Genomic DNA, 18,680 nt, shown 5'->3' on the forward strand with positions numbered 1-18,680 from the left:
TGTGACGGGCGCGGTTCCCGCCCCCCGTCCGCGCGTACGAAAACTACCTTCGTCGCCGGAGGTGACCGAATGATGACGGTCTGTGCTGCAGAACCTTCGGCGGACCCCGGTGACGTCGGTCCGGACGGCGGCGGGACCCCCCGGGCGGCCTGCGTGATCACCGCGGAGGGCGCCTACGCCGCGCGCCTCGCCCGGGCCGGCGACTGCTGGTACCCGGAGCGCTGGACGCTGGACGGCCCGGAGCCGTACGCCGTGCCCCTGCCCGGCCACCAGCCGGAGGAGCCCGGCACCGAGGTCCAGCCGATGGGCGACGGACGGGTCCTCGTCCACCGTGCCGCGGCCGGGCGGCACCTCTTCGCGCTGCTCTACCCGACCGGGCCCGGCACCGGTGAGCAGCAGCTCGGCGCGGTCGCCTGCCCGGACGGCGCCGGCCGGCTGCGGCTGCTGCCGCCGGTGCCGGGCGGGCAGCGGGCGTACGCCATGGCCGCGGGCGCGCGCTCGACCGTGCTGTGGCAGGTGGCGGGCTGCGGCGCGGGCGGGCCCGAGCGGGTGGCCGAGATCCCCGGGCGCTGCTCGGGCGGGGTCTGGCTGGACCGCGAGGGGCGGATGCTGGCCGTGGACCGGGAGGCCGGGGGGTGCACCAAGACGGTCGTGGTGGATCTGGGGTGCGGTGGCGAGGTGTCGCCGCTGCTGCAGATCGCCGCCGGCAGCGACGACCGGCTGCTGCTGGCCGACCCGGACAGCGGGCTGGTGCTGATCCGCTCGGACGCGCCCTCGCCGGGGCACGCCCGGCTGGGCTGGGGGGTGCTGGGCAGCACGCTGCCGGTGCGGTTCCCGGAGTGCCTGCGGCTGCCGGACTGCGCCGTGACGCCGTTCGCCGTCCAGCGGGGGCAGGTGCTGACGCCGGAGCGCTGCGCGGTGGCGCTGCGGGTGGACGGGGCGCGGGGCAGCTGGGTCGCGGTGTGGCGGCCCGCCGAGCGGCGGGTGCGGCATCTCGCGGCACCGCGGGGGTGGTTGACGGGGGCCGGGGTGTGGACGGCCGACGGTGAGCTGCGACTGCCGTACGCCACGCGGGAGTCGCCGTGCGGGGTGGCGCGGGTGCCGGTGTCCGCGGTGGGGTCCGGGCCGGAGACGGAGGCGGAGGCGGAGGCGGAGGCTCCGGGCGGGGCGGCCGGGACGGAGCCCTCGGCACCCGGTCCGCAGCGCCCCGTTCCGCTGCAACAGGCCCCGTTGGGACGGCTTGTAACGAACTAGTGCCGGTTGGTGCGGTCGCCTGGATTCGGGCCGTGGTGTGCCGGTTACACTCGCCCGGCTGCAGGAAAGATCATGCCAACGGGGTGAATTATCCGATGAACGACACCCGCACGACCCAGCCGAAGCAGGCCGCCGGTGCCGACGTCCACGAGACCGGCATCGGCCACGGCCGGCACCGTGGACCGGTCTCCAGCCAGGACGGCGCCGCCGCGCCGCGCGGCCGCCACCGCAAGCCGGTGGAGGAGTCCGAGGCGGCGGCCTGACGGGTCGCCGGTACACACGGAGCACACGGCCACGGCCCCGCTCGTCGCATCCGACGGGCGGGGCCGTGGCCGTCGCCGGTCCGGGCCCGGAGCACGGCTCAGGACCGGGCACCGTGGTCAGTCGTGCCGTACGACGGTGTCGGCGAGGACGGACGCGCCGTTCCGTTCGACGACGCCCACGGCCGCCCGCACCGCGCCGGCGCCCGCACGCCACATCCGTACCCGCAGCGTCTCCCCCGGGTACACGACCCCGGTGAAGCGGGTGCGGTACGCGCGCACCCGGGTCACCTCGCCGTCGAGCAGCGTGTCGACGACCGCCTTGAGCGTGGCGCCGTAGGTGCACAGGCCGTGCAGGACGGGACGGCCGAAGCCGGCGCGCGCGGCGAAGTCCGGGTCGGCGTGCAGGAGGTTGAGGTCGCCGGACAGCCGGTACAGCAGGGCCTGGTCCTCGCGCACGGGGTGCTCCACGACCCGGTCGGGCTCCCGCTCCGGCGGCGGCGCCGGGCGCCCGGACGGCCCCCGTTCGCCGCCCCAGCCGCCCTCGCCGCGGACGAAGACCTCGGCCTCCTCGGTCCACAGCGGGCCGTCGGCGTCCGTGACCTCGGTGCGCAGGACGAGGACGGCCGCCGTGCCCTTGTCGTACGCGGCGACGATCCGCGAGGCCGCGCTCGCCCGGCCCCGCGCCGCGAGGGGCCGGTGGACCCGCAGGCTCTGCCCGCCGTGCAGGACGCGGGCGAGGTCGACGTCCACGCCGGGCACGGACAGCGCGCGGATCACGCCCGGCGGGCCGCCGCCCGCGACGGTGGCGAAGCTCGGCAGGACGTGCAGCCGGGTCTCCAGGGTGTAGCGCAGCTCGCGAGGGCCGGCGGCGGGGACGCCCGCGCCGATGCCGAGGTGGTAGAGCTGGACGTCCTTGTGGTCCCAGGCGATCTCGCGGACGCGGGGCGCGGCGGCGAGCGCCTGGGCTGCGTCGATGGGCATGGCCCTCCCGGTGTCACCGTCATGGACGGCCACGACCGTACGGGACGCCGGTCACCCGTGACATTCGTCCCGCCCAGCTCCGTACAACCGCATCTGCCGCCACCCCCGCACGCTCCGTAGCGTCGTCCGCATGGGACGTACACGACACGCGGACGACACGATCGAGGCACCCGGCGCACCCGCCGCACCGGGTGTGGCCGCCGGGACGGCCACGAGGCGCGCACCGGCCCCGGGTGGGATTCTCGTAGGGGCGGACCGGCCGCCGAGGTCCGGCGGGGGCGCCCTCCCGGACGCGGGGACGGCCGCGCCCGACGGGGAGAAGAAGCCGAGCGCCATGACCCGGACACGGGGGCTGTGCAGGGTTCCGTGCGACGCGCGGGACGAGCGGCCGGAGGGGGTCGGTCCGCCTCCGGCCGTCTACACGCTGCTGCCCTGGCTGCTGCTGGGCCTGGGCACCCTGTCGAACATCTTCCAGGACCCGACGACCGACCCGATCATCGGCGGCATGGGCCTGCTGGCCTTCAACTCGCTCTACGTCTACGTGACCTTCCGGTCCTTCGACGACCGGCGGCGCAGGGCGGCGTCCACCCGGGCCGCGCTCGTTCTCATGGGCGTGCTGACCTGCGGCCTGGCACTGGCGTACGGCGGTGGCTGGCTGCTGTTCTTCCCGCTGCTGGGTCTCGCGGCGGGCGCGGCGCTGCGGGGCCGGTGGCTGGGCAGGTGGGGCTGGTCGCTGGCCGTGCTCGCGGGTGCCGTCGCCGGGTTCGAGGACGGCTGGAACGGCATCAGCATCGCCTACGGCACCTTCCTGTCGACGATGGTGACGGCGGCGATCCTGAGTCTGTCCGACGCCGTACGGCAGCTGCGCGCGGCCCGGGAGGAGCTGGCCACGCGGGCGGTGGCGGAGGAGCGGCTGCGTTTCTCCCGGGACCTGCACGATCTGCTCGGGCACACGCTGTCGGTGATCGTGGTCAAGTCGGAGGCGGCCCGGCGGCTGGCTCCGCGTGACCTGGACGCGGCCCTGGTCCAGATCGGGGACATCGAGTCGGTGGGCCGCCAGGCGCTGACGGAGGTCCGGGAGGCGGTGACGGGCTACCGCGAGGGCAGTCTCGACACGGAGCTGGACCGGGCCCGTTCGGCACTGGCCGCGGCGGACGTGGAACCGGTGGTCCGCCGCACCGGCCCGCCGCTGCCGCCGCAGACCGAGGCGCTGCTGGGGTGGGTGGTGCGGGAGGCGGTGACCAACGTCGTCCGGCACAGCGGGGCGAGCCGGTGCGAGATCGCGGTGTCGGGCGGCGCGGAACGGGTCCGGCTGACGGTGACGGACGACGGCACGGGCGGCGACGGCACCGTCCGGGGCACCGGCACCGGTCTGACCGGGCTGGCGGAGCGGCTCGCCGGGGCGGGCGGCTCGCTCACGGCGTCCGTGGCGGCGCGGGGCGGCTTCGAGGTGACGGCGGAGCTGCCGGCGGGGACGCGGGACGCGGCCGGGCCGGCGGGAACGGCGGCGTAGTGCCCCCGTCCGCCGCGCCGCGCCGCCCGCCCCGCCCGCCGAGGCCCTGTGCGTCGAGGCCCTGTGCGTCGAGGCCCTGTGCGGCGGTCCGCCCGGTCCCTCCCCCTACCCTTGCCCCGTGACCGACGAGACCTCCCGCCGCGCCGTCCGCGTCCTGCTCGCCGAGGACCAGGGCATGATGCGCGGCGCGCTCGCGCTGCTGCTGGGGATGGAGGAGGACATCGAGGTGGTCGCCCAGGTGGCCACCGGGGACGCCGTCGTCGACGCCGTCCTCGCGCACCGTCCCGACGTCGCCCTGCTGGACATCGAACTGCCGGGCATGAACGGTCTCGACGCCGCCGCCGAGCTGCGGGAGCGGGCGCCCGGCTGCCGGGTGCTGATCCTGACGACCTTCGGCCGTCCCGGTTACCTGCGCCGGGCCATGGAGGCGGGGGCCGCCGGCTTCCTTGTGAAGGACGGTCCGGTGGAGGAGCTGGCCGGCGCGGTCCGCCGGGTGCTGGCCGGGGAGACGGTGGTCGACCCGGCGCTCGCCACGGCCGCGCTCAGCGCGGGGCCCAGTCCGCTCACGCCCCGGGAGTGCGAGGTGCTGCGGGCGTCCGCGGACGGGGCGACCGTCGCCGACATCGCCGCCGCCCTGCACCTGTCGGAGTCGACGGTGCGCAACTACCTCTCCGCGGCCATCGGCAAGACCGCCACCCGCAACCGTGCCGAGGCCCTGCGCGAAGCGCGCCGGCAGGGCTGGCTGTGACCGCGGCCCCCGGCCGCCCCCCTGCGCATCTCCGCCCGCACCCCCGTCGCACCGCCCCCGTCGCACCGTGCGGCCGGGGGTGCGGCAGCATGGGGGCCGCACGCGCACGTACGACCGGGAGGAACCCCATGCCCGCGGCACCCACGCCGGAGATCCTGGCCGCCTTCGAGGCCGCGAAGGGGTTCATGCCCGCGCACGAGGGGCTGGCGCTGTACGCGGCGGCGGCCGAGGCGGGCGGGCTCGGGCTGCCGCTGCTGGAGGTCGGCACGTACTGCGGGCGTTCCACGCTGCTGCTCGCCGACGCGGCCCGCCGGGCCGGTGTCACCGCGCTCACCGTCGACCACCACCGGGGCAGCGAGGAGCAGCAGCCGGGCTGGGACTACCACGACCCGGGGACGGTCGACCCCGAACTCGGCGTGATGGACACCCTGCCCGCCTTCCGCCGCACCCTGCACCGGGCCGGTCTGGAGGAGCACGTGGTGGCCCTCGTCGGCCGCTCGCCGCAGGTCGCGGCCCTCTGGAACACCCCTCTCGGTCTCGTCTTCGTCGACGGCGGCCACACCGACGAGCACGCGAACGCCGACTACGAGGGCTGGGCCCCGCACGTCGCCGAGGGCGGTCTGCTGGTCATCCACGACGTCTTCCCGGAGCCGGCCGACGAGTTCACCGGCCAGGCCCCGTACCGGGTGTACCTGCGGGCTCTCGGGTCCGGCGCGTTCACCGAGGTCTCGGTGACCGACTCGCTGCGCGTCCTGCGGCGAACGGGTACGGGGATCTGAGGGCGCGGTCTAGAGTCGCTGGCGTGTCGTACACAGGTCCGGACTTCGATCCTCCCCAGCCCCGCCGTTCCCCGCTGCGCCGCCCGCTGACCGTGGTGCTCGCCGCGCTCGTCCCCGGCGCACTGCTCGGCTGGGGGGTGTACGCCGCGGTCGGCGGCGCGGGTGACGGGGGCGGAGACGGTACGGGCCGGGCGTCCGGCGCGTCCGGTACATCCGGTGCGTCCGTGTCGCCGACGTCGTCCCCGGCCGGCGGTGCCGGATCACCCACCGGCGCGTCCTCTTCTCCCGCGGACGGCGGCCCCTCCGCCTCCACGTCCGCCTCCGCCGCCGGGTCCGGGCCGCTGAAGGGCAAGGTCGTCGTCATCGACCCGGGGCACAACCCGGGCAACTTCCGGCACCCGGCCGAGATCAACCGCAAGGTGGACATCGGCACGCACCGCAAGGAGTGCGACACGACGGGCACGGCCACCGACGCCGGGTGGCCCGAGGCGGAGTTCACCCTCGACGTGGCCCGCCGGCTGCGCACGCTGCTGGAGCGGCAGGGCGCCACGGTGAGGCTGACGCAGGACGACGACCGTCCCTACGGCCCCTGCGTGGACGAGCGGGCCCGGATCGGCAACGAGGCGAAGGCGGACGCCGCGGTCTCCATCCACGCCGACGGCGCGGGGGCCGGCAACCGCGGCTTCCACGTCATCCTGCCCGGTGCGGTGCACGAGGGCGCCGCCGACACCCGCGCCATCGTCGCCCCCTCCGCCGAGCTGGGACAGCGCATCGCGGGCAACTTCGTGCGCGCCACGGGCAGCGCGCCCGCCAACTACCTCGGCGGCGGCACCGGACTGGTCACGCGCACGGATCTGGGCGGTCTCAATCTGTCATCGGTTCCCAAGGTGTTCGTCGAGTGCGGCAACATGCGCGACAGCGCGGACGCGGCGCTGCTGACCAGCGGCAGTTGGCGGCAGAAGGCGGCGCAGGGGATGTCTGAGGGAATCGTGAGTTTCCTGCGCGGGCAGTGACCGGCCGGCACTTCTCTGCGGACAGGCCCGGCGTGCGGACGATAGTGTCATCCGTACGATGAGGGGTCACCCCCGCGCTTCCCCATCAGGGCCCGACGGCGACATGGTGACAGCGACGCCTCTACCGACGACGAGACGACCTACGAAGGACCTGAAGTGAATATCCGCTCCCTCACTCGAGGCGACGGCGTGGTGATCGGAGCAGCGGTGTTGCTGTTCATCGCGTCGTTCCTCGATCTCTACTCGATCGACGGCGCCCCCGACAGCGTCGACTTCCCCAACCTGTGGGAAAGCGGCCCGGTCCTGATGGGGGTCGTCCTCGCCGGCATCATCGGCGCCGTACTCGTCGTCGTCGCCCGGGCGCTGCCCCAGCCCAGGAAGGTCGCGGGGCTCGACCTGGGGCAGTTCGGCGTCGCCTTCACGGTGTTCGCCGCATGGAGCGCGCTCGGCAACATCTTCGACCCGGCCGGCGGTCTCGACAACTTCGGGGGCTCCTCCTCCGAGGGCCCGGACGCCGGCACGGGCCTGATCCTCGCCCTCGTCGCGACGGTGCTCATGGCCGTCGCCGCCCTCGCCACGCCCCTCGTCCCCGCCCTGAAGGGCGCGCTCGTCCCGGCCCCCCGCCCGGCCGCGCCGCAGCCCTACGGCGGCCAGCCGCAGGGCGGTTACGGCTACCCGGGCGCCGGTGCGCCGCAGCAGCCGTACGGCGCGCAGCCGGGTCAGCCCAGTCAGCCGTCGTTCGGCGGGCAGCCGCACGCCCCGCAGCAGGCCGGCCAGCCGCAGGCCGGTCAGCCGCAGGCCCCGCAGCAGGCTCAGGCGCAGCCGCCGGCCGGGGACTTCTCGCCGTTCTGGTTCGCCGTGCCGGTGCCGCGTCCGCTGTTCGCGGAGGACGGCTCGCCGACGCCGATCGCCGAACTGGCGCCGGGCACCTGGTACCTGGCCGTCGAGCAGCGCGGCGCGAACCTGGTCGCCCAGACGCAGGACGGCCGCCGAGGCGTCCTGCAGGACACCTCGGGCATCCAGCGCGGCTGACCGCGCGGCGCCCCGCACCACTTCAACGGCCCCCCGTCCGGAGCGAGTTCCGGGCGGGAGGCCGTTCGTCAGACGCAGCAGTCCGGGTCGAGTCCCCTGGGCAGCCGCTCGCCCGAGAAGACCTGGCAGGTCGCCTCGTGGCCGCCGAGCGCGGCGACGGCGAGCAGCAGGGAACCGGCGGTCCAGGTGGTCAGCTCGCGCGGCCAGACGGCGTCGTCCTCGAAGACGTACCCCGTCCAGTACAGGCCGCTGTCCTCGTCCCGCAGATGCTGGACGGACTGCAGGATCTCCAGGGCGCGGTCGGACTCGCCCACCGCCCACAGTGCGAGGGCGAGTTCGGCCGACTCGCCGCCCGTCACCCACGGGTTGGGGACGACGCAGCGCACGCCGAGGCCGGGGACGACGAAGCGGTCCCAGCTCTCCTCGATGCGCGAGCGGGCCTCGGTGCCGGTCAGCGCGCCGCCCAGCACCGGGTAGTACCAGTCCATCGAGTAGCGGCTCTTGTCGAGGAACCGCTCCGGGTGGCGCCGGATGGCGTGCCGCAGCGCGCCCGCCGCCAACTCCCAGTCGGGCTGCGGCTCCTCGCGCTGCTCGGCGATGGCGAGGGCGCAGCGCAGCGCGTGGTGGACGGAGGAACTGCCGGTCAGCAGCGCGTCCGTGACGGGCGTGCCGTCGTCGTCCCGGCGCCAGCCGATCTGTCCGCCGGGCTGCTGGAGCCGCAGCACGAACTCGGTCGCGGCGAACACGACGGGCCACATGCGGTCCAGGAACGTGTCGTCGCCGGTGGAGAGGTAGTGGTGCCAGACGCCGACGGCGGCGTAGGCGACGAAGTTGGTCTCGCGGCCGCGGTCGGTGACGTCGGCGAAGTCGCCGTCGGCGTAGGCGGCGTACCAGGAGCCGTCCTGGTTCTGGTGCCGGGCCAGCCACGTGTACGCGCGGCCGGCGGCGTCGTGCTCTCCGGCCGCGTCCAGGGCCATCGCCGCCTCGACGTGGTCCCAGGGGTCGAGGTGGTGGCCGCGGAACCAGGGGATGGCGCCGTCCTCGCGCTGCTCGGCGAGGATGCCGCGGACGGTGGCGGCGGCCTGCTCGGCGGTGAGGACGCCGGGCAGCACCAGGTGTTCGGTGCGCGGGCCGGGGAACGCGGTCACGCGGCGTCCACCGGCGGCAGGTGCGGCTTGGTCGCGTAGGCCACGAAGCTCTTGCCGATCAGCGGGTTGAGCGCCTGCTCGGCGACCCTGGTGGCCAGCGGCTTCTTCATGATGTCCCACACCAGCAGCTTGTGGAACGCCCGCACGGGCAGCGCCTTGTCGTTGTCGACGCCGAAGGCGCACTTCAGCCACCAGTACGGCGAGTGCAGGGCGTGCGCGTGGTGGGTGCCGTAGGGCTCGAGGCCGGCCTCGCGGATGCGGGCGAGGAGTTCGTCGGCCCTGTAGATGCGGATGTGGCCGCCCTCGACCTCGTGGTAGGCGTCGGAGAGGGTCCAGCAGATCTTCTCGGGGCCGTAGCGGGGCACGGTGACGGCGATGCGGCCGCCGGGCCTGAGGACGCGGACCATCTCGGCGAGGACGCCCTTGTCGTCGGGGATGTGCTCCATCACCTCGGAGATGATGACGACGTCGAAGGACTCGTCCGGGAAGGGCAGGGCGAGCGCGTCGCCCTGCATGGCGGTGGCGGTGGCGCCGGCCGGTGCCTCGCCGGCCTCCTCCATCGCGGCGAACCACTTGGCGACCTCGCGGATCTCCTCGGCGTTCCGGTCCAGGGCGACGACCCGGGCGCCGCGCCGGTAGCACTCGAAGGCGTGCCGGCCGGCGCCGCAGCCGAGGTCCAGGACGCGGTCGCCGGGGGCGAGCGGGAACCGGGAGAAGTCGACGGTCAGCACGTGGCCCTGCTTTCGGGGTAGACGCCGGTGTCACTGGTGGTCGGGGTCGCGGGCACGATCCTCGAAGCGGTCGGGGTGGTCGTGGAGGAGGCGTCGATGGCCTCGCGGTAGCGGGCGACCGTGCCCTCGGCGGCCCGCGCCCAGGTGAAGTGCCGCAGCACGCGCTCGCGTCCGGCCGCGCCGAGCCGGGCGCGCAGCTCCGGGTCGCCGAGCAGCCGCTTCAGCCCGGCGGCCAGCGCCCCCGCGTCGCCCGGCGGCACGGCGAGGCAGGTCTCCCCGTCGCGTCCGGCGACCTCCGGGACGGCCCCGCCGGTGGTGGCGAGCAGCGCGGTGCCGGTCGCCATGGCCTCGGCGGCGGGCAGCGAGAACCCCTCGTACAGGGACGGCACGCAGGCGACCTCGGCCGACCGCACGAGGTCGACGAGTTCGGCGTCCGAGATGCCCTTGACGAACTCGACGGCGCCTTCGAGGCCGTACCGCTCGACCGCCTGGGCGACGGGCCCCTCGGCGGGGCGCTTGCCGACGACGACGAGGTGGGCGTGGGGCTGCTCGGTGCGGACCTTGGCGAGGGCCTCGACGAGGAAGACCAGGCCCTTGAGGGGCACGTCCGCGCTGGAGGTGGTCACGATCCGGCCGGGCACGACGGGCACCGACGGGTCGGGCGAGAACAGGTCGGTGTCGGCGCCGATGTGGACGACGTGGATGCGGTCGTCCCGTACGCCGAGGTGGTCGACGATCTCCTGGCGGGAGGTGCCGGAGACGGTGAGCACGGACGGCAGGCGGCGCGCGACGCGCTTCTGCATGCGGGTGAAGGCGTACCAGCGGCGCACCGAGTACCGGCGCCTGCGGCTGTCCGCGGCGTCCAGCTCCAGCTGCCGGTCGACGGTGATGGGGTGGTGGATGGTGGTGACGAGCGGGGCGCCCACGTCGCCCAGCAGGCCGTAGCCGAGGGTCTGGTTGTCGTGGACGACGTCGAAGACGCCGCGGCGGGCGCGCAGGTGGCGGCGGGCGCGCAGCGAGAACGTCAGCGGCTCGGGGAAGCCGCCGGTCCACATGGTGGCGACCTCGAGGGCGTCGATCCAGTCGCGGTACTCGTCGCGCCCCGGGGTGCGGAAGGGGTCCGGCTGGCGGTAGAGGTCGAGGCTGGGCAGCTCGGTGAGGGAGAGCCGGTCGCCCAGGCCCTCGTCCAGCACCGGGTAGGGCTGGGAGCCGATGACCTCGACGCGGTGGCCGAGGCGGGCCAGTTCTCGCGAGAGGTGGCGGACGTAGACGCCCTGGCCGCCGCAGAACGGGTTTCCCTTGTAGGTGAGGAGTGCGATGCGGAGCGGTCGCAAGCCGTCTGCGGCGGGCTCCTGACGAGGACCCGCCTGACTGGCCTCAGCGGTCACTCTGGGCCCCTCTCTCCCTGCTGCGTCCCGCGACACTATGCCGGGACTTTGATCTGGAACAAGTTTCGGACTTGATCGTCAGAGGCTCCGAATCTACCGGCAGGTAGGGATGCGGTGCCGCGTGGATCAGGTGATTCGCGCCACGGCGGCGCTCACGGGCGGGACGCCCGCCCCACTCCTCTCCGGGAGCCCCGCCGACCCGTCCCCGAGCGGCTCTCCCCCTCTGCGGACCGCGCCGTCGTGCACACCCGGCACCCCGTCCTGATCACCCGGCTCCCGGACCGCCTCCGCCGCCTCGGGCCTTCCTACGGCCGGGTACAGTGGCCCCCGTCGTCATCACACCCGTACGGGGGGAAGCCGGTGCAATTCCGGCGCTGACCCGCAACCGTGAGCCACCCCTGCCAGGTGGTGAGCCGGATCGCCCCGGACGGAACTGTGACCGGCTCACGTGCCCGGCGCCCGCCGTGCACGGGCACCGTCGAGGCATACGGGGCCGAGCCGCCGGGGGTGCCCCGTGCTGTCCGGTCCCGCACAGGGAAAGGCACCCCGCCGATCATGAACGTCCGTCGTCGCAGCGCCGCGGCCCTTGCCGCCATAGCCGTGCTCGGCGCCGCCGCCGCCGCGCCCGCGGTCGCCGCCGGCCCGTCACCGTCCGCCTCCGCGTCCCTGCCCGCCGGGCTGTACGGGAACACCGACCCCCAGTACGACGGCGTCTGGCGCCAGTCCCTCGCCCTGCTCGCGCAGGACACCGTGCGCATGGTGCCCGCGAAGCAGGCCGTGGACTGGCTCACCGGGCAGCAGTGCGACAACGGCGCCTTCGCCCCCTACCGGGCCGACACCTCCAAGCCCTGCGACGCCAAGACCATGGTCGACACCAACAGCACGGCCGCCGCCGTCCAGGCGCTGTGGGCCGTCGGCGGGCACGGCGACGTCGTCGAGGACGCCCTGGCCTGGCTGAAGTCCGTGCAGAACAAGGACGGCGGCTGGGGCTACACCCCCGGCGGCCCCAGCGACGCCAACTCCACCTCCGTGGTCATCGGCGCCCTGACCGCCACCGGCACCGCGCCGGAGAAGGTCGTCAAGGACGGCAAGACCCCCTACGACGCCCTGCTGACGTTCGCCCTGCCCTGCTCGGAGGCGAAGGGCGCGGGCGCCTTCGCCTTCCAGCCCGACAAGGCCGGCAAGCTGCTCGCCAACGACGACGCGACCGCCGCCGGTGTCCTCGGCGCCCTCGGCAGGAGCCTGGTCACCGAGCCCGGCAGGGCGACGACCGGCGACGCCGCGTGCGCCGGCGGGGACAGGCCCACCCGGGAGCAGGCCGCCGCGAACGGCGCCGCCCACCTCGCGCGGGCCGTGGCGAAGGACGGCCACCTGACGTCCTCCCTCGCCGGCGCCGGCGACCAGCCCGACTACGGCAACACCGCCGACGCCGTCGTCGCGCTCGCCGCGCAGGGCGGTGCCGACAAGGCCGCGAAGCCGCTGGCGTGGCTGCAGAAGAACGCCGGGACCTGGGCGAAGCAGAGCGGCCCCGCCGCCTACGCCCAGCTGATCCTCGCCGCCCACGCCACGGGCACCGACCCCCGCGCCTTCGGCGGCGCCGACCTGGTCGAGCAGCTGAACGCGACGGGCCCGGCACCCGCGGGATTCAAGACGACGGACAGCGCGCGGATCAGTGGCGTGGCCGGCGACGAGGCGGAGAAGAAGGACGACTCCGGCTCCGGCGCCTGGTGGATCGCCGGCGTCTGCGTGGTCCTCGGCGCCGGCGTCATCGTCCTCCTCGCCATGCGCAACCGGACGCGGCAGCCGTGACCCGTCGCCGCCTCGCCCTCCTGCTGCTGGCCGCGCTCGTGCTCGTCACGGGCGCCGGCCAGGCGCAGGCCGCCGGCTACCGCTACTGGTCCTTCTGGGAACGCGACGGCGACCAGTGGACGTACGCCACCCAGGGCCCGTCCACGGCCCGCCCCTCCGACGGCGACGTCCAGGGCTTCCGCTTCTCGGTGAGCGAGGACTCCGGTGACGCGGCCCGGCCGCGCGGCACGGCGGACTTCGCGGCGATCTGCGCGAAGACGCCCGCACGGGAGGGCAGCAAGCGGGTGGCGCTCGTCCTGGACTTCGGCACGGCCGCCGACGCCCCGTCCGGCGAGACCCCGCCCGCCGGCCGCACGGCCTGCGCCCGTGTCTCCCCCGACGCCACGACGGCCGACGCCCTGGCCGCCGTCGCCGGTCCCCTCCGCTACAACACCAACGCCCTGCTCTGCGCCATCGCGGGCTACCCGAAGTCGGGCTGCGGTGAGCAGGTGACGCAGGAGTCGCAGAAGACCCGGGGGGACGGGGAGCAGGACGCCACGGCCGCCCCGGAGGAGAAGAACGCCTCGGACGACAGCGGCCCGTCGGCCGGCCTCTACGCGGGCATCGCCCTCGTCGCGGCCCTGGCAGCCGCGGCGGCCTGGCAGTCGAGGCGGCGCAGGAATGCCGACTCCTGAACCCACCCGTCCCACCCGGCCCACCCGGCCCGCGGGCAGTCGTGCCGCCGGGATGGCCCGGACGGGCGCAGGCGGCACCCTGCACGCGCCGGCAAGCGCACCCGCCCCCCGCCACCACCACCGCACCGCACAACTCCACCCCGGCGCCTGGTGGCTCTGGGCCCTGGCCCTCGGCACCGCCGCCACCCGCACCACCAACCCCCTCCTCCTCGCCCTCCTCGTCGCCGTCTCCGCCTACGTCGTCACCACCCGCCGCCCCCACGCCCCCTGGTCCCGCTCCTACGGCGCCTTCGTCAAGCTCGCCCTCGCCGTGCTCCTCATCCGCCTCGCCTTCACCACGGTCCTCGGCTCCCCCATCCCCGGCACCCACACCCTGTTCACCCTCCCCGAGGTCCCCCTCCCCGACTGGGCGCAGGGCATCCGCCTCGGCGGCCGGGTCACCGCCGAGGGCCTCGCCTTCGCCCTGTACGACGCGATGAAGCTCGCCGCCCTCCTCATCTGCGTCGGCGCCGCGAACGCCCTCGCCAACCCCTCCCGGCTCCTCAAGTCCCTCCCCGGCGCCCTGTACGAGATGGGCGTGGCCGTCGTCGTCGCCCTCACCTTCGCCCCGAACCTCATCGCCGACGTCCAGCGTCTGCGCGCCGCCCGCCGTCTGCGGGGCCGTCCCGACAAGGGCGTACGCGGCCTGCTCCAGGTCGGGCTCCCCGTACTGGAGGGCGCCCTGGAGCGTTCCGTCGCCCTCGCCGCCGCGATGGACGCCCGCGGCTACGGCCGTACCGCCGAGGTCCCCGCCGCCGTGCGCCGTACCACCGCCGCCCTCACCCTGGGCGGTCTGCTCGGCGTCTGCGCGGGGACGTACGGCGTGCTGACCGCGGCGGGCGGCACGTACGGCGTCCCCGTCCTGGCCGCCGGTCTCGCCGCCGCGCTCGCGGGGCTGTGGCTCGGCGGCCGCCGCACTCCGCGCACCCGCTACCGTCCCGACCGCTGGGACGCCCGCGCCTGGCTGGTCACCGCCTCCGGTGCGGCGGTCGCGGCCGCGCTGTCCGTGGCCGCCGTCCGCGACCCGGCGGCGCTGCACCCGGGTGTGGTCCCGCTGGTCGCGCCGTCGCTGCCGCTGTGGCCGGCGGCGGCCGTACTCCTCGGCCTGCTCCCGGCCTTCGTCACCCCCGCCCCCGCACCCCCACCCGCCAAGGAGCCGTCGTGATCCGTTTCGAGGACGTGTCGGTCACCTACGACGGCGCGGCCGGACCCACCGTCCGCGGCGTGGACTTCGAGGTCCCCGAGGGCGAACTCGTCCTGCTGGCCGGGCCGTCGGGTGTCGGCAAGTCGACCGTGCTCGGCGCGGTCGGCGGCCTCGTCCCGCACTTCACCGGCGGCACCCTGCGCGGCCGGGTCACCGTGGCCGGCCGTGACACCCGCACCCACAAGCCGCGCGAACTCGCCGACGTGGTCGGCACGGTGGGCCAGGATCCCCTCTCCCACTTCGTGACGGACACCGTCGAGGACGAGCTCGCCTACGGCATGGAGTCCCTGGGCCTCGCCCCGGACGTGATGCGCCGCCGCGTCGAGGAGACGCTCGACCTGCTGGGCCTGTCCGACCTGCGCGCCCGCCCCATCACCACGCTCTCCGGCGGCCAGCAACAGCGCGTCGCCATCGGCTCGGTCCTCACCCCGCACCCCGACGTCCTAGTCCTGGACGAGCCGACCTCCGCCCTGGACCCCGCCGCCGCGGAGGAGGTCCTCGCGGTCCTCCAGCGCCTGGTCCACGACCTCGGCACGACGGTCCTGATGGCCGAACACCGCCTGGAACGCGTCGTCCAGTACGCCGACCAGGTCGTCCTGCTCCCCTCCCCCGGCGCGGCACCGGTCGTCGGCGCCCCGGCGGAGGTGATGGCGGTGTCCCCGGTGTTCCCGCCGGTGGTGGACCTGGGCCGGCTGGCGGGCTGGTCCCCGCTGCCGCTGACGGTCCGGGACGCCCGCCGCCGCGCGGCCCCGCTGCGGGAGCGGCTGGCCGGTCTGCGGCCCCCGCGGCGCACCCCTTCCGCCGCCGCGCTCCCGGCGCCCCGGCCCGCCCCCGTCTCCTTCCTGCGGCGCCGCGGGAAGAAGGCGGACGCCGCCCCGTCCCCGTACGCCGCCGAGGTGCGTTCCCTCGCCGTCCGGCGCGACCGCGTCCGGGCGCTGCGCGGTGTGGACCTCACCGTCTCCCCCGGCGAGACGGTCGCCCTCATGGGCCGCAACGGCGCCGGCAAGTCCACGCTGCTGTCCGCGCTCGTCGGCCTGGTCGAACCGTCCGCCGGTTCCGTCCGCGCCGGCGGCGCCGTACCGCACCGCACGCCCCCGCGCGAGCTGGTGCGCCGGGTCGGCCTGGTCCCGCAGGAGCCCCGCGACCTGCTGTACGCCGACACGGTCGCCGCCGAGTGCGCGGCCGCCGACCGGGACGCGGACGCGGCGCCCGGCACCTGCCGCGCCCTGCTGACCGAGCTGCTCCCCGGCGTCGCCGACGACACGCACCCCCGCGACCTCTCGGAGGGCCAGCGCCTCACCCTCGCGCTGTCCGTCGTCCTGACCGCCCGCCCTCCCCTCCTCCTCCTGGACGAGCCGACGCGCGGCCTGGACTACGCGGCCAAGGCCCGGCTCTCCGGCATCCTGCGCTCCCTGGCCGCCGACGGTCACGCGATCGTGCTGGCCACGCACGACGTGGAACTGGCCGCCGAGCTGGCCGACCGGGTCGTCCTGCTCGCCGAGGGCGAGGTCATCGCCGACGGCCCGGCGGCGGACGTCGTGGTGGCCTCCCCGTCCTTCGCCCCGCAGGTCGCGAAGGTCCTGGCCCCGCAGCAGTGGCTCACGGTGGCCCAGGTACGGGAGGCCCTGTCATGAACGACCCGGGCCCCGCCACCGAGTCCGACACCACCGAGCCCCGCACCACGAGCCCCCGCATCACGAAACCCGGCACCACCGAGCCCGTCGCCCCGCAGCGCCAGGCCCGCGCCGTCCGCCTGGGCCCCCGCTCCGTCGCCGCCCTGGTCCTGGTCAGCGCGGTGGGCGTGGCGGGCTTCGGCTGGCCCTTCCTCGCCCCGCCGGACGCCTCCGTGAACGCGCACGCCCAGGACGCGCCGTGGCTGTTCGCGGGCGTACTGGTGCTGCTGGTCGCGGTCGTGGCGGCGACGATCTCGGAGTCCGGCCTCGGCCCGAAGGCCGTCGCGATGCTCGGCGTCCTGGCGGCGGCGGGCGCCGCGCTGCGCCCGATCGGCGCGGGGACGGCCGGCCTGGAGCCGATGTTCTTCCTGATGGTGCTCAGCGGCCGGGTCCTCGGCCCGGGCTTCGGCTTCGTCCTCGGCTCGGTCACGATGTTCGCGTCCGCGCTGCTCACGGGCGGGGTCGGGCCGTGGATGCCGTTCCAGATGCTGTCGATGGGCTGGTTCACGATGGGCGCGGGCCTGCTGCCCTTCCCCGACCGGCTGCGCGGCCGCGCGGAGCTGTTCCTGCTCGCCGCGTACGGCTTCCTGGCCGCGTTCGCCTACGGCACGGTGATGAACCTGGCGGGCTGGACCTTCATGAACACGCTCGCCTCGAACATCGCCTTCGACCCCGACGCGTCGGTCCCCGACAACCTGGCCCGCTTCGTCGCCTACTGCCTGGCCACCTCCCTCGGCTGGGACGGCGGCCGCGCCGCCATGACGGTCGTCCTCACCCTCGCCCTCGGCACCCCCGTCCTGAAGGCGCTGCGCCGCGCCACCCGCAGGGCGGCCTTCGAGACCCCGGTCGCCTTCGAGAAGCCCGGCGGGGTGAACCGCCCCACGTGACCCGCCTCACCTACGAAGCCGTCTCGTAGTCACCGGACCGGCCACCGCGCCCCGCACCCGTCCGTCACGTCCCCGCCTACGACCGTCCTTAGCAAAAGGGCTGATTGCGGGCCCGGGACCGGCCTGTTTCCCTGAACCGGTCGCCAGGCGCCGACGCCCTCACGGGTCACGGCGCCGACGCACGCCCCCGCCGCGCACCACGCGGCCGGCCTGCGCCGACGCCCCTGTCCCCGAAGAAAGGCACCACGTTGACCGCCGCCTCCCTCCTCCGCACCGTCTCCGCCCCGAAGAAGGCCCTCGCGGGCGCCGCCCTGGCCGCGGCCGCCTGCGGCTCCCTGATCGCCGCCGCGCCCGCCCAGGCCGTGACGCCGGCCTCCTCGGCGCAGGAGACCGCGAAGAAGATGATCGGCGACTCGGCCGAGTACCGGTGCTTCTCGGAGATCGTCGACCACGAGAGCGACTGGAACGTCAACGCCACCAACGCCTCCAGCGGCGCCTACGGCCTCGTCCAGGCCCTGCCCGGCTCGAAGATGGCCTCGGCCGGCTCCGACTGGAGGACCAACCCGGCCACCCAGATCGAGTGGGGCCTGGACTACATGAAGGACCGCTACGGCAGCGCCTGCGACGCCTGGAACTTCTGGCAGTCCAACGGCTGGTACTGACCCCGGCCCTCCGTACCGGAGGCGGCGGCCCCCCGATCCCCGGGGCCGCCGCCTTCGCGCATCGTGTTCGTCCGGGCAATCCGCCGGACCTCGCTCAAGCAGACCATTCAACTGACCGTCGGGGCGTCGGCACGTGTCCGACCTGAACCGTTCCGGGTTCGATAGAGACTCGATCATTTGAGAGGATCGAGTCATGGCACGTCCTTCCCCCTACCCGCTTGAGCTGCGCCGTCGTGCGGTGCGGATGGTCGCCGAGGTACGGCCGGAGTACGACACCGAGTGGGCCGCGATGAAAGCGGTGGCCCAGAAACTGGGCATCGGCACGACCGGGACGCTGCGCAAGTGGGTGCGGCAGGACCAGGTCGACGCCGGCACCCGTCCGGGCATCACGACGGAGGAGTCGGCCGAGCTCGACCGGCCACACACGCGCTCGTAGCGTTCATCGACGAGCACCGGGACCACTTCGGCGGTGTCGAGCCGATCTGCCGCGTGCTGACGATGCACGACTGCAAGATCGCCCCTGCCACCTATTACGCCCACCGCAAACGCCTGACCGCGCCGTCCGCGAGGACCGTGCGGGACATCGAACTGAAGGAGCGGATCAGCGAGGTATTCGATGCCGACCACCGTGTCTACGGGGCGAGGAAGGTCTGGCGCGAGCTGAACCGGCAGGGACACCGTGTGGCCCGCCGCACCGTCGAACGCCTGATGCGCGAGCTCGGCATCGCCGGGGCGGTCCGCGGCAAGCGCGTGATCACCACGCTTCCCGGCGGGCAGGTCGAGCGGGCAATGCAGTTGCCTTTGAGCTACAGAGATCGTTGCGCCGCGTGTGACGGGGTGGGGTGCGGGGCAACGGGTGCGGATCGGGATCCTGACGAAGGT

The 18,680-nt window shown here is 75.0% G+C and carries 19 protein-coding genes and 1 riboswitch; of the genes, 15 read left to right on the top strand and 4 right to left on the bottom strand.

All coding sequences use genetic code 11. From position 1 onward, the window contains the following. Positions 1 to 72: 72 nt before the first annotated feature. Positions 73 to 1,254 carry a hypothetical protein gene (locus tag ACFYOJ_RS35150; protein WP_356558447.1) on the top strand — a complete coding sequence of 394 codons (1,182 nt, stop codon included), beginning with the start codon at positions 73 to 75 and terminating at the stop codon, positions 1,252 to 1,254. Between the two features lie 95 nt (positions 1,255 to 1,349). After that, complete coding sequence (locus ACFYOJ_RS35155) at positions 1,350 to 1,517, top strand: hypothetical protein (protein ID WP_356558430.1); 168 nt, start codon at positions 1,350 to 1,352, stop codon at positions 1,515 to 1,517. Positions 1,518 to 1,634: 117 nt separating this feature from the next. Here the strand turns inward: ACFYOJ_RS35155 and ACFYOJ_RS35160 are convergent, their stop codons facing one another. Then, complete coding sequence (locus ACFYOJ_RS35160) at positions 1,635 to 2,498, bottom strand: MaoC/PaaZ C-terminal domain-containing protein (RefSeq protein ID WP_356558431.1); 864 nt, start codon at positions 2,496 to 2,498, stop codon at positions 1,635 to 1,637. 334 nt (positions 2,499 to 2,832) lie between these two features. Between ACFYOJ_RS35160 and ACFYOJ_RS35165 the strand changes: the two genes are divergently transcribed. The 5 genes from ACFYOJ_RS35165 (at position 2,833) to ACFYOJ_RS35185 (ending at position 7,583) form a co-directional block, all read left to right on the top strand. Further along, positions 2,833 to 4,011, top strand: coding sequence for a histidine kinase (locus tag ACFYOJ_RS35165; protein ID WP_356558448.1), 1,179 nt, complete (start codon positions 2,833 to 2,835; stop codon positions 4,009 to 4,011). Positions 4,012 to 4,129: 118 nt separating this feature from the next. After that, entirely contained in the window at positions 4,130 to 4,759 is a 630-nt protein-coding gene (locus tag ACFYOJ_RS35170; protein ID WP_356558432.1) for a response regulator transcription factor, read from the top strand. Positions 4,760 to 4,887: 128 nt separating this feature from the next. Continuing rightward, positions 4,888 to 5,538, top strand: a complete 651-nt coding sequence (locus ACFYOJ_RS35175; RefSeq protein WP_356558433.1) for a class I SAM-dependent methyltransferase — start codon at positions 4,888 to 4,890, stop codon at positions 5,536 to 5,538. Positions 5,539 to 5,561: 23 nt separating this feature from the next. Then, complete coding sequence (locus ACFYOJ_RS35180; RefSeq protein WP_356558434.1) at positions 5,562 to 6,551, top strand: N-acetylmuramoyl-L-alanine amidase; 990 nt, start codon at positions 5,562 to 5,564, stop codon at positions 6,549 to 6,551. Between the two features lie 156 nt (positions 6,552 to 6,707). Continuing rightward, complete coding sequence (locus ACFYOJ_RS35185; RefSeq protein WP_356558435.1) at positions 6,708 to 7,583, top strand: hypothetical protein; 876 nt, start codon at positions 6,708 to 6,710, stop codon at positions 7,581 to 7,583. 68 nt (positions 7,584 to 7,651) lie between these two features. Here ACFYOJ_RS35185 and ACFYOJ_RS35190 read toward each other — a convergent pair whose 3' ends face one another. The 3 genes from ACFYOJ_RS35190 to ACFYOJ_RS35200 are packed head-to-tail and all read right to left on the bottom strand — an operon-like array spanning position 7,652 to position 10,850. After that, positions 7,652 to 8,731 carry a prenyltransferase gene (locus tag ACFYOJ_RS35190; protein WP_356558436.1) on the bottom strand — a complete coding sequence of 360 codons (1,080 nt, stop codon included), beginning with the start codon at positions 8,729 to 8,731 and terminating at the stop codon, positions 7,652 to 7,654. Next, the gene (locus tag ACFYOJ_RS35195; RefSeq protein WP_356558437.1) at positions 8,728 to 9,462 is read right to left on the bottom strand and encodes a methyltransferase domain-containing protein; all 735 of its coding nucleotides are present in this window, start codon (positions 9,460 to 9,462) and stop codon (positions 8,728 to 8,730) included. Before ACFYOJ_RS35195 ends, ACFYOJ_RS35190 begins: the two co-directional genes overlap by 4 nt. Further along, positions 9,456 to 10,850: a glycosyltransferase family 4 protein gene (locus ACFYOJ_RS35200; RefSeq protein WP_356558438.1), complete on the bottom strand. Its 1,395-nt coding sequence runs from the start codon at positions 10,848 to 10,850 to the stop codon at positions 9,456 to 9,458. The genes ACFYOJ_RS35195 and ACFYOJ_RS35200 overlap by 7 nt, the downstream gene beginning before the upstream one ends. A 350-nt stretch (positions 10,851 to 11,200) precedes the next feature. Beyond that, positions 11,201 to 11,274: riboswitch (cobalamin riboswitch) on the top strand. 131 nt (positions 11,275 to 11,405) lie between these two features. On the opposite strand from ACFYOJ_RS35200, the gene ACFYOJ_RS35205 reads away from it, so the two are divergent. The 8 genes from ACFYOJ_RS35205 to ACFYOJ_RS35240 form a co-directional block, all read left to right on the top strand. Next, positions 11,406 to 12,659, top strand: coding sequence for a prenyltransferase/squalene oxidase repeat-containing protein (locus ACFYOJ_RS35205; RefSeq protein WP_356558439.1), 1,254 nt, complete (start codon positions 11,406 to 11,408; stop codon positions 12,657 to 12,659). Continuing rightward, positions 12,656 to 13,333: an SCO2322 family protein gene (locus ACFYOJ_RS35210; protein WP_356558440.1), complete on the top strand. Its 678-nt coding sequence runs from the start codon at positions 12,656 to 12,658 to the stop codon at positions 13,331 to 13,333. The genes ACFYOJ_RS35205 and ACFYOJ_RS35210 overlap by 4 nt, the downstream gene beginning before the upstream one ends. Before the next feature lie 52 nt (positions 13,334 to 13,385). Further along, on the top strand, positions 13,386 to 14,537 hold the full coding sequence (locus ACFYOJ_RS35215; RefSeq protein ID WP_356558449.1) for an energy-coupling factor transporter transmembrane component T: 1,152 nt from the start codon (positions 13,386 to 13,388) through the stop codon (positions 14,535 to 14,537). Continuing rightward, positions 14,534 to 16,210, top strand: a complete 1,677-nt coding sequence (locus tag ACFYOJ_RS35220; RefSeq protein WP_356558441.1) for an ATP-binding cassette domain-containing protein — start codon at positions 14,534 to 14,536, stop codon at positions 16,208 to 16,210. The genes ACFYOJ_RS35215 and ACFYOJ_RS35220 overlap by 4 nt, the downstream gene beginning before the upstream one ends. Next, complete coding sequence (locus tag ACFYOJ_RS35225; RefSeq protein ID WP_356558442.1) at positions 16,207 to 17,136, top strand: ECF transporter S component; 930 nt, start codon at positions 16,207 to 16,209, stop codon at positions 17,134 to 17,136. The genes ACFYOJ_RS35220 and ACFYOJ_RS35225 overlap by 4 nt, the downstream gene beginning before the upstream one ends. A gap of 248 nt (positions 17,137 to 17,384) precedes the next feature. Continuing rightward, positions 17,385 to 17,798, top strand: coding sequence for a transglycosylase SLT domain-containing protein (locus tag ACFYOJ_RS35230; RefSeq protein WP_356558443.1), 414 nt, complete (start codon positions 17,385 to 17,387; stop codon positions 17,796 to 17,798). Positions 17,799 to 17,991: 193 nt separating this feature from the next. Beyond that, on the top strand, positions 17,992 to 18,234 hold the full coding sequence (locus ACFYOJ_RS35235; RefSeq protein WP_356558444.1) for a transposase: 243 nt from the start codon (positions 17,992 to 17,994) through the stop codon (positions 18,232 to 18,234). A gap of 62 nt (positions 18,235 to 18,296) precedes the next feature. Further along, positions 18,297 to 18,680: IS3 family transposase (locus ACFYOJ_RS35240; protein WP_356558450.1), on the top strand; the 384-nt coding region annotated here is incomplete at its 3' end.

The organism is Streptomyces sp. NPDC006384, assembly GCF_042870695.1.
Classification (GTDB): Bacteria; Actinomycetota; Actinomycetes; order Streptomycetales; family Streptomycetaceae; genus Streptomyces.

Excerpts from the sequence above, each read along its gene's own strand:
- ACFYOJ_RS35160 (WP_356558431.1), bottom strand. The coding sequence starts at position 2,498 with ATGCCCATCGACGCAGCCCAGGCGCTCGCCGCCGCGCCCCGCGTCCGC.
- ACFYOJ_RS35215 (WP_356558449.1), top strand. The coding sequence starts at position 13,386 with ATGGCCCGGACGGGCGCAGGCGGCACCCTGCACGCGCCGGCAAGCGCA.
- ACFYOJ_RS35175 (WP_356558433.1), top strand. The coding sequence starts at position 4,888 with ATGCCCGCGGCACCCACGCCGGAGATCCTGGCCGCCTTCGAGGCCGCG.
- ACFYOJ_RS35165 (WP_356558448.1), top strand. The coding sequence starts at position 2,833 with ATGACCCGGACACGGGGGCTGTGCAGGGTTCCGTGCGACGCGCGGGAC.
- ACFYOJ_RS35150 (WP_356558447.1), top strand. The coding sequence starts at position 73 with ATGACGGTCTGTGCTGCAGAACCTTCGGCGGACCCCGGTGACGTCGGT.
- ACFYOJ_RS35205 (WP_356558439.1), top strand. The coding sequence starts at position 11,406 with ATGAACGTCCGTCGTCGCAGCGCCGCGGCCCTTGCCGCCATAGCCGTG.
- ACFYOJ_RS35155 (WP_356558430.1), top strand. The coding sequence starts at position 1,350 with ATGAACGACACCCGCACGACCCAGCCGAAGCAGGCCGCCGGTGCCGAC.
- ACFYOJ_RS35235 (WP_356558444.1), top strand. The coding sequence starts at position 17,992 with ATGGCACGTCCTTCCCCCTACCCGCTTGAGCTGCGCCGTCGTGCGGTG.
- ACFYOJ_RS35225 (WP_356558442.1), top strand. The coding sequence starts at position 16,207 with ATGAACGACCCGGGCCCCGCCACCGAGTCCGACACCACCGAGCCCCGC.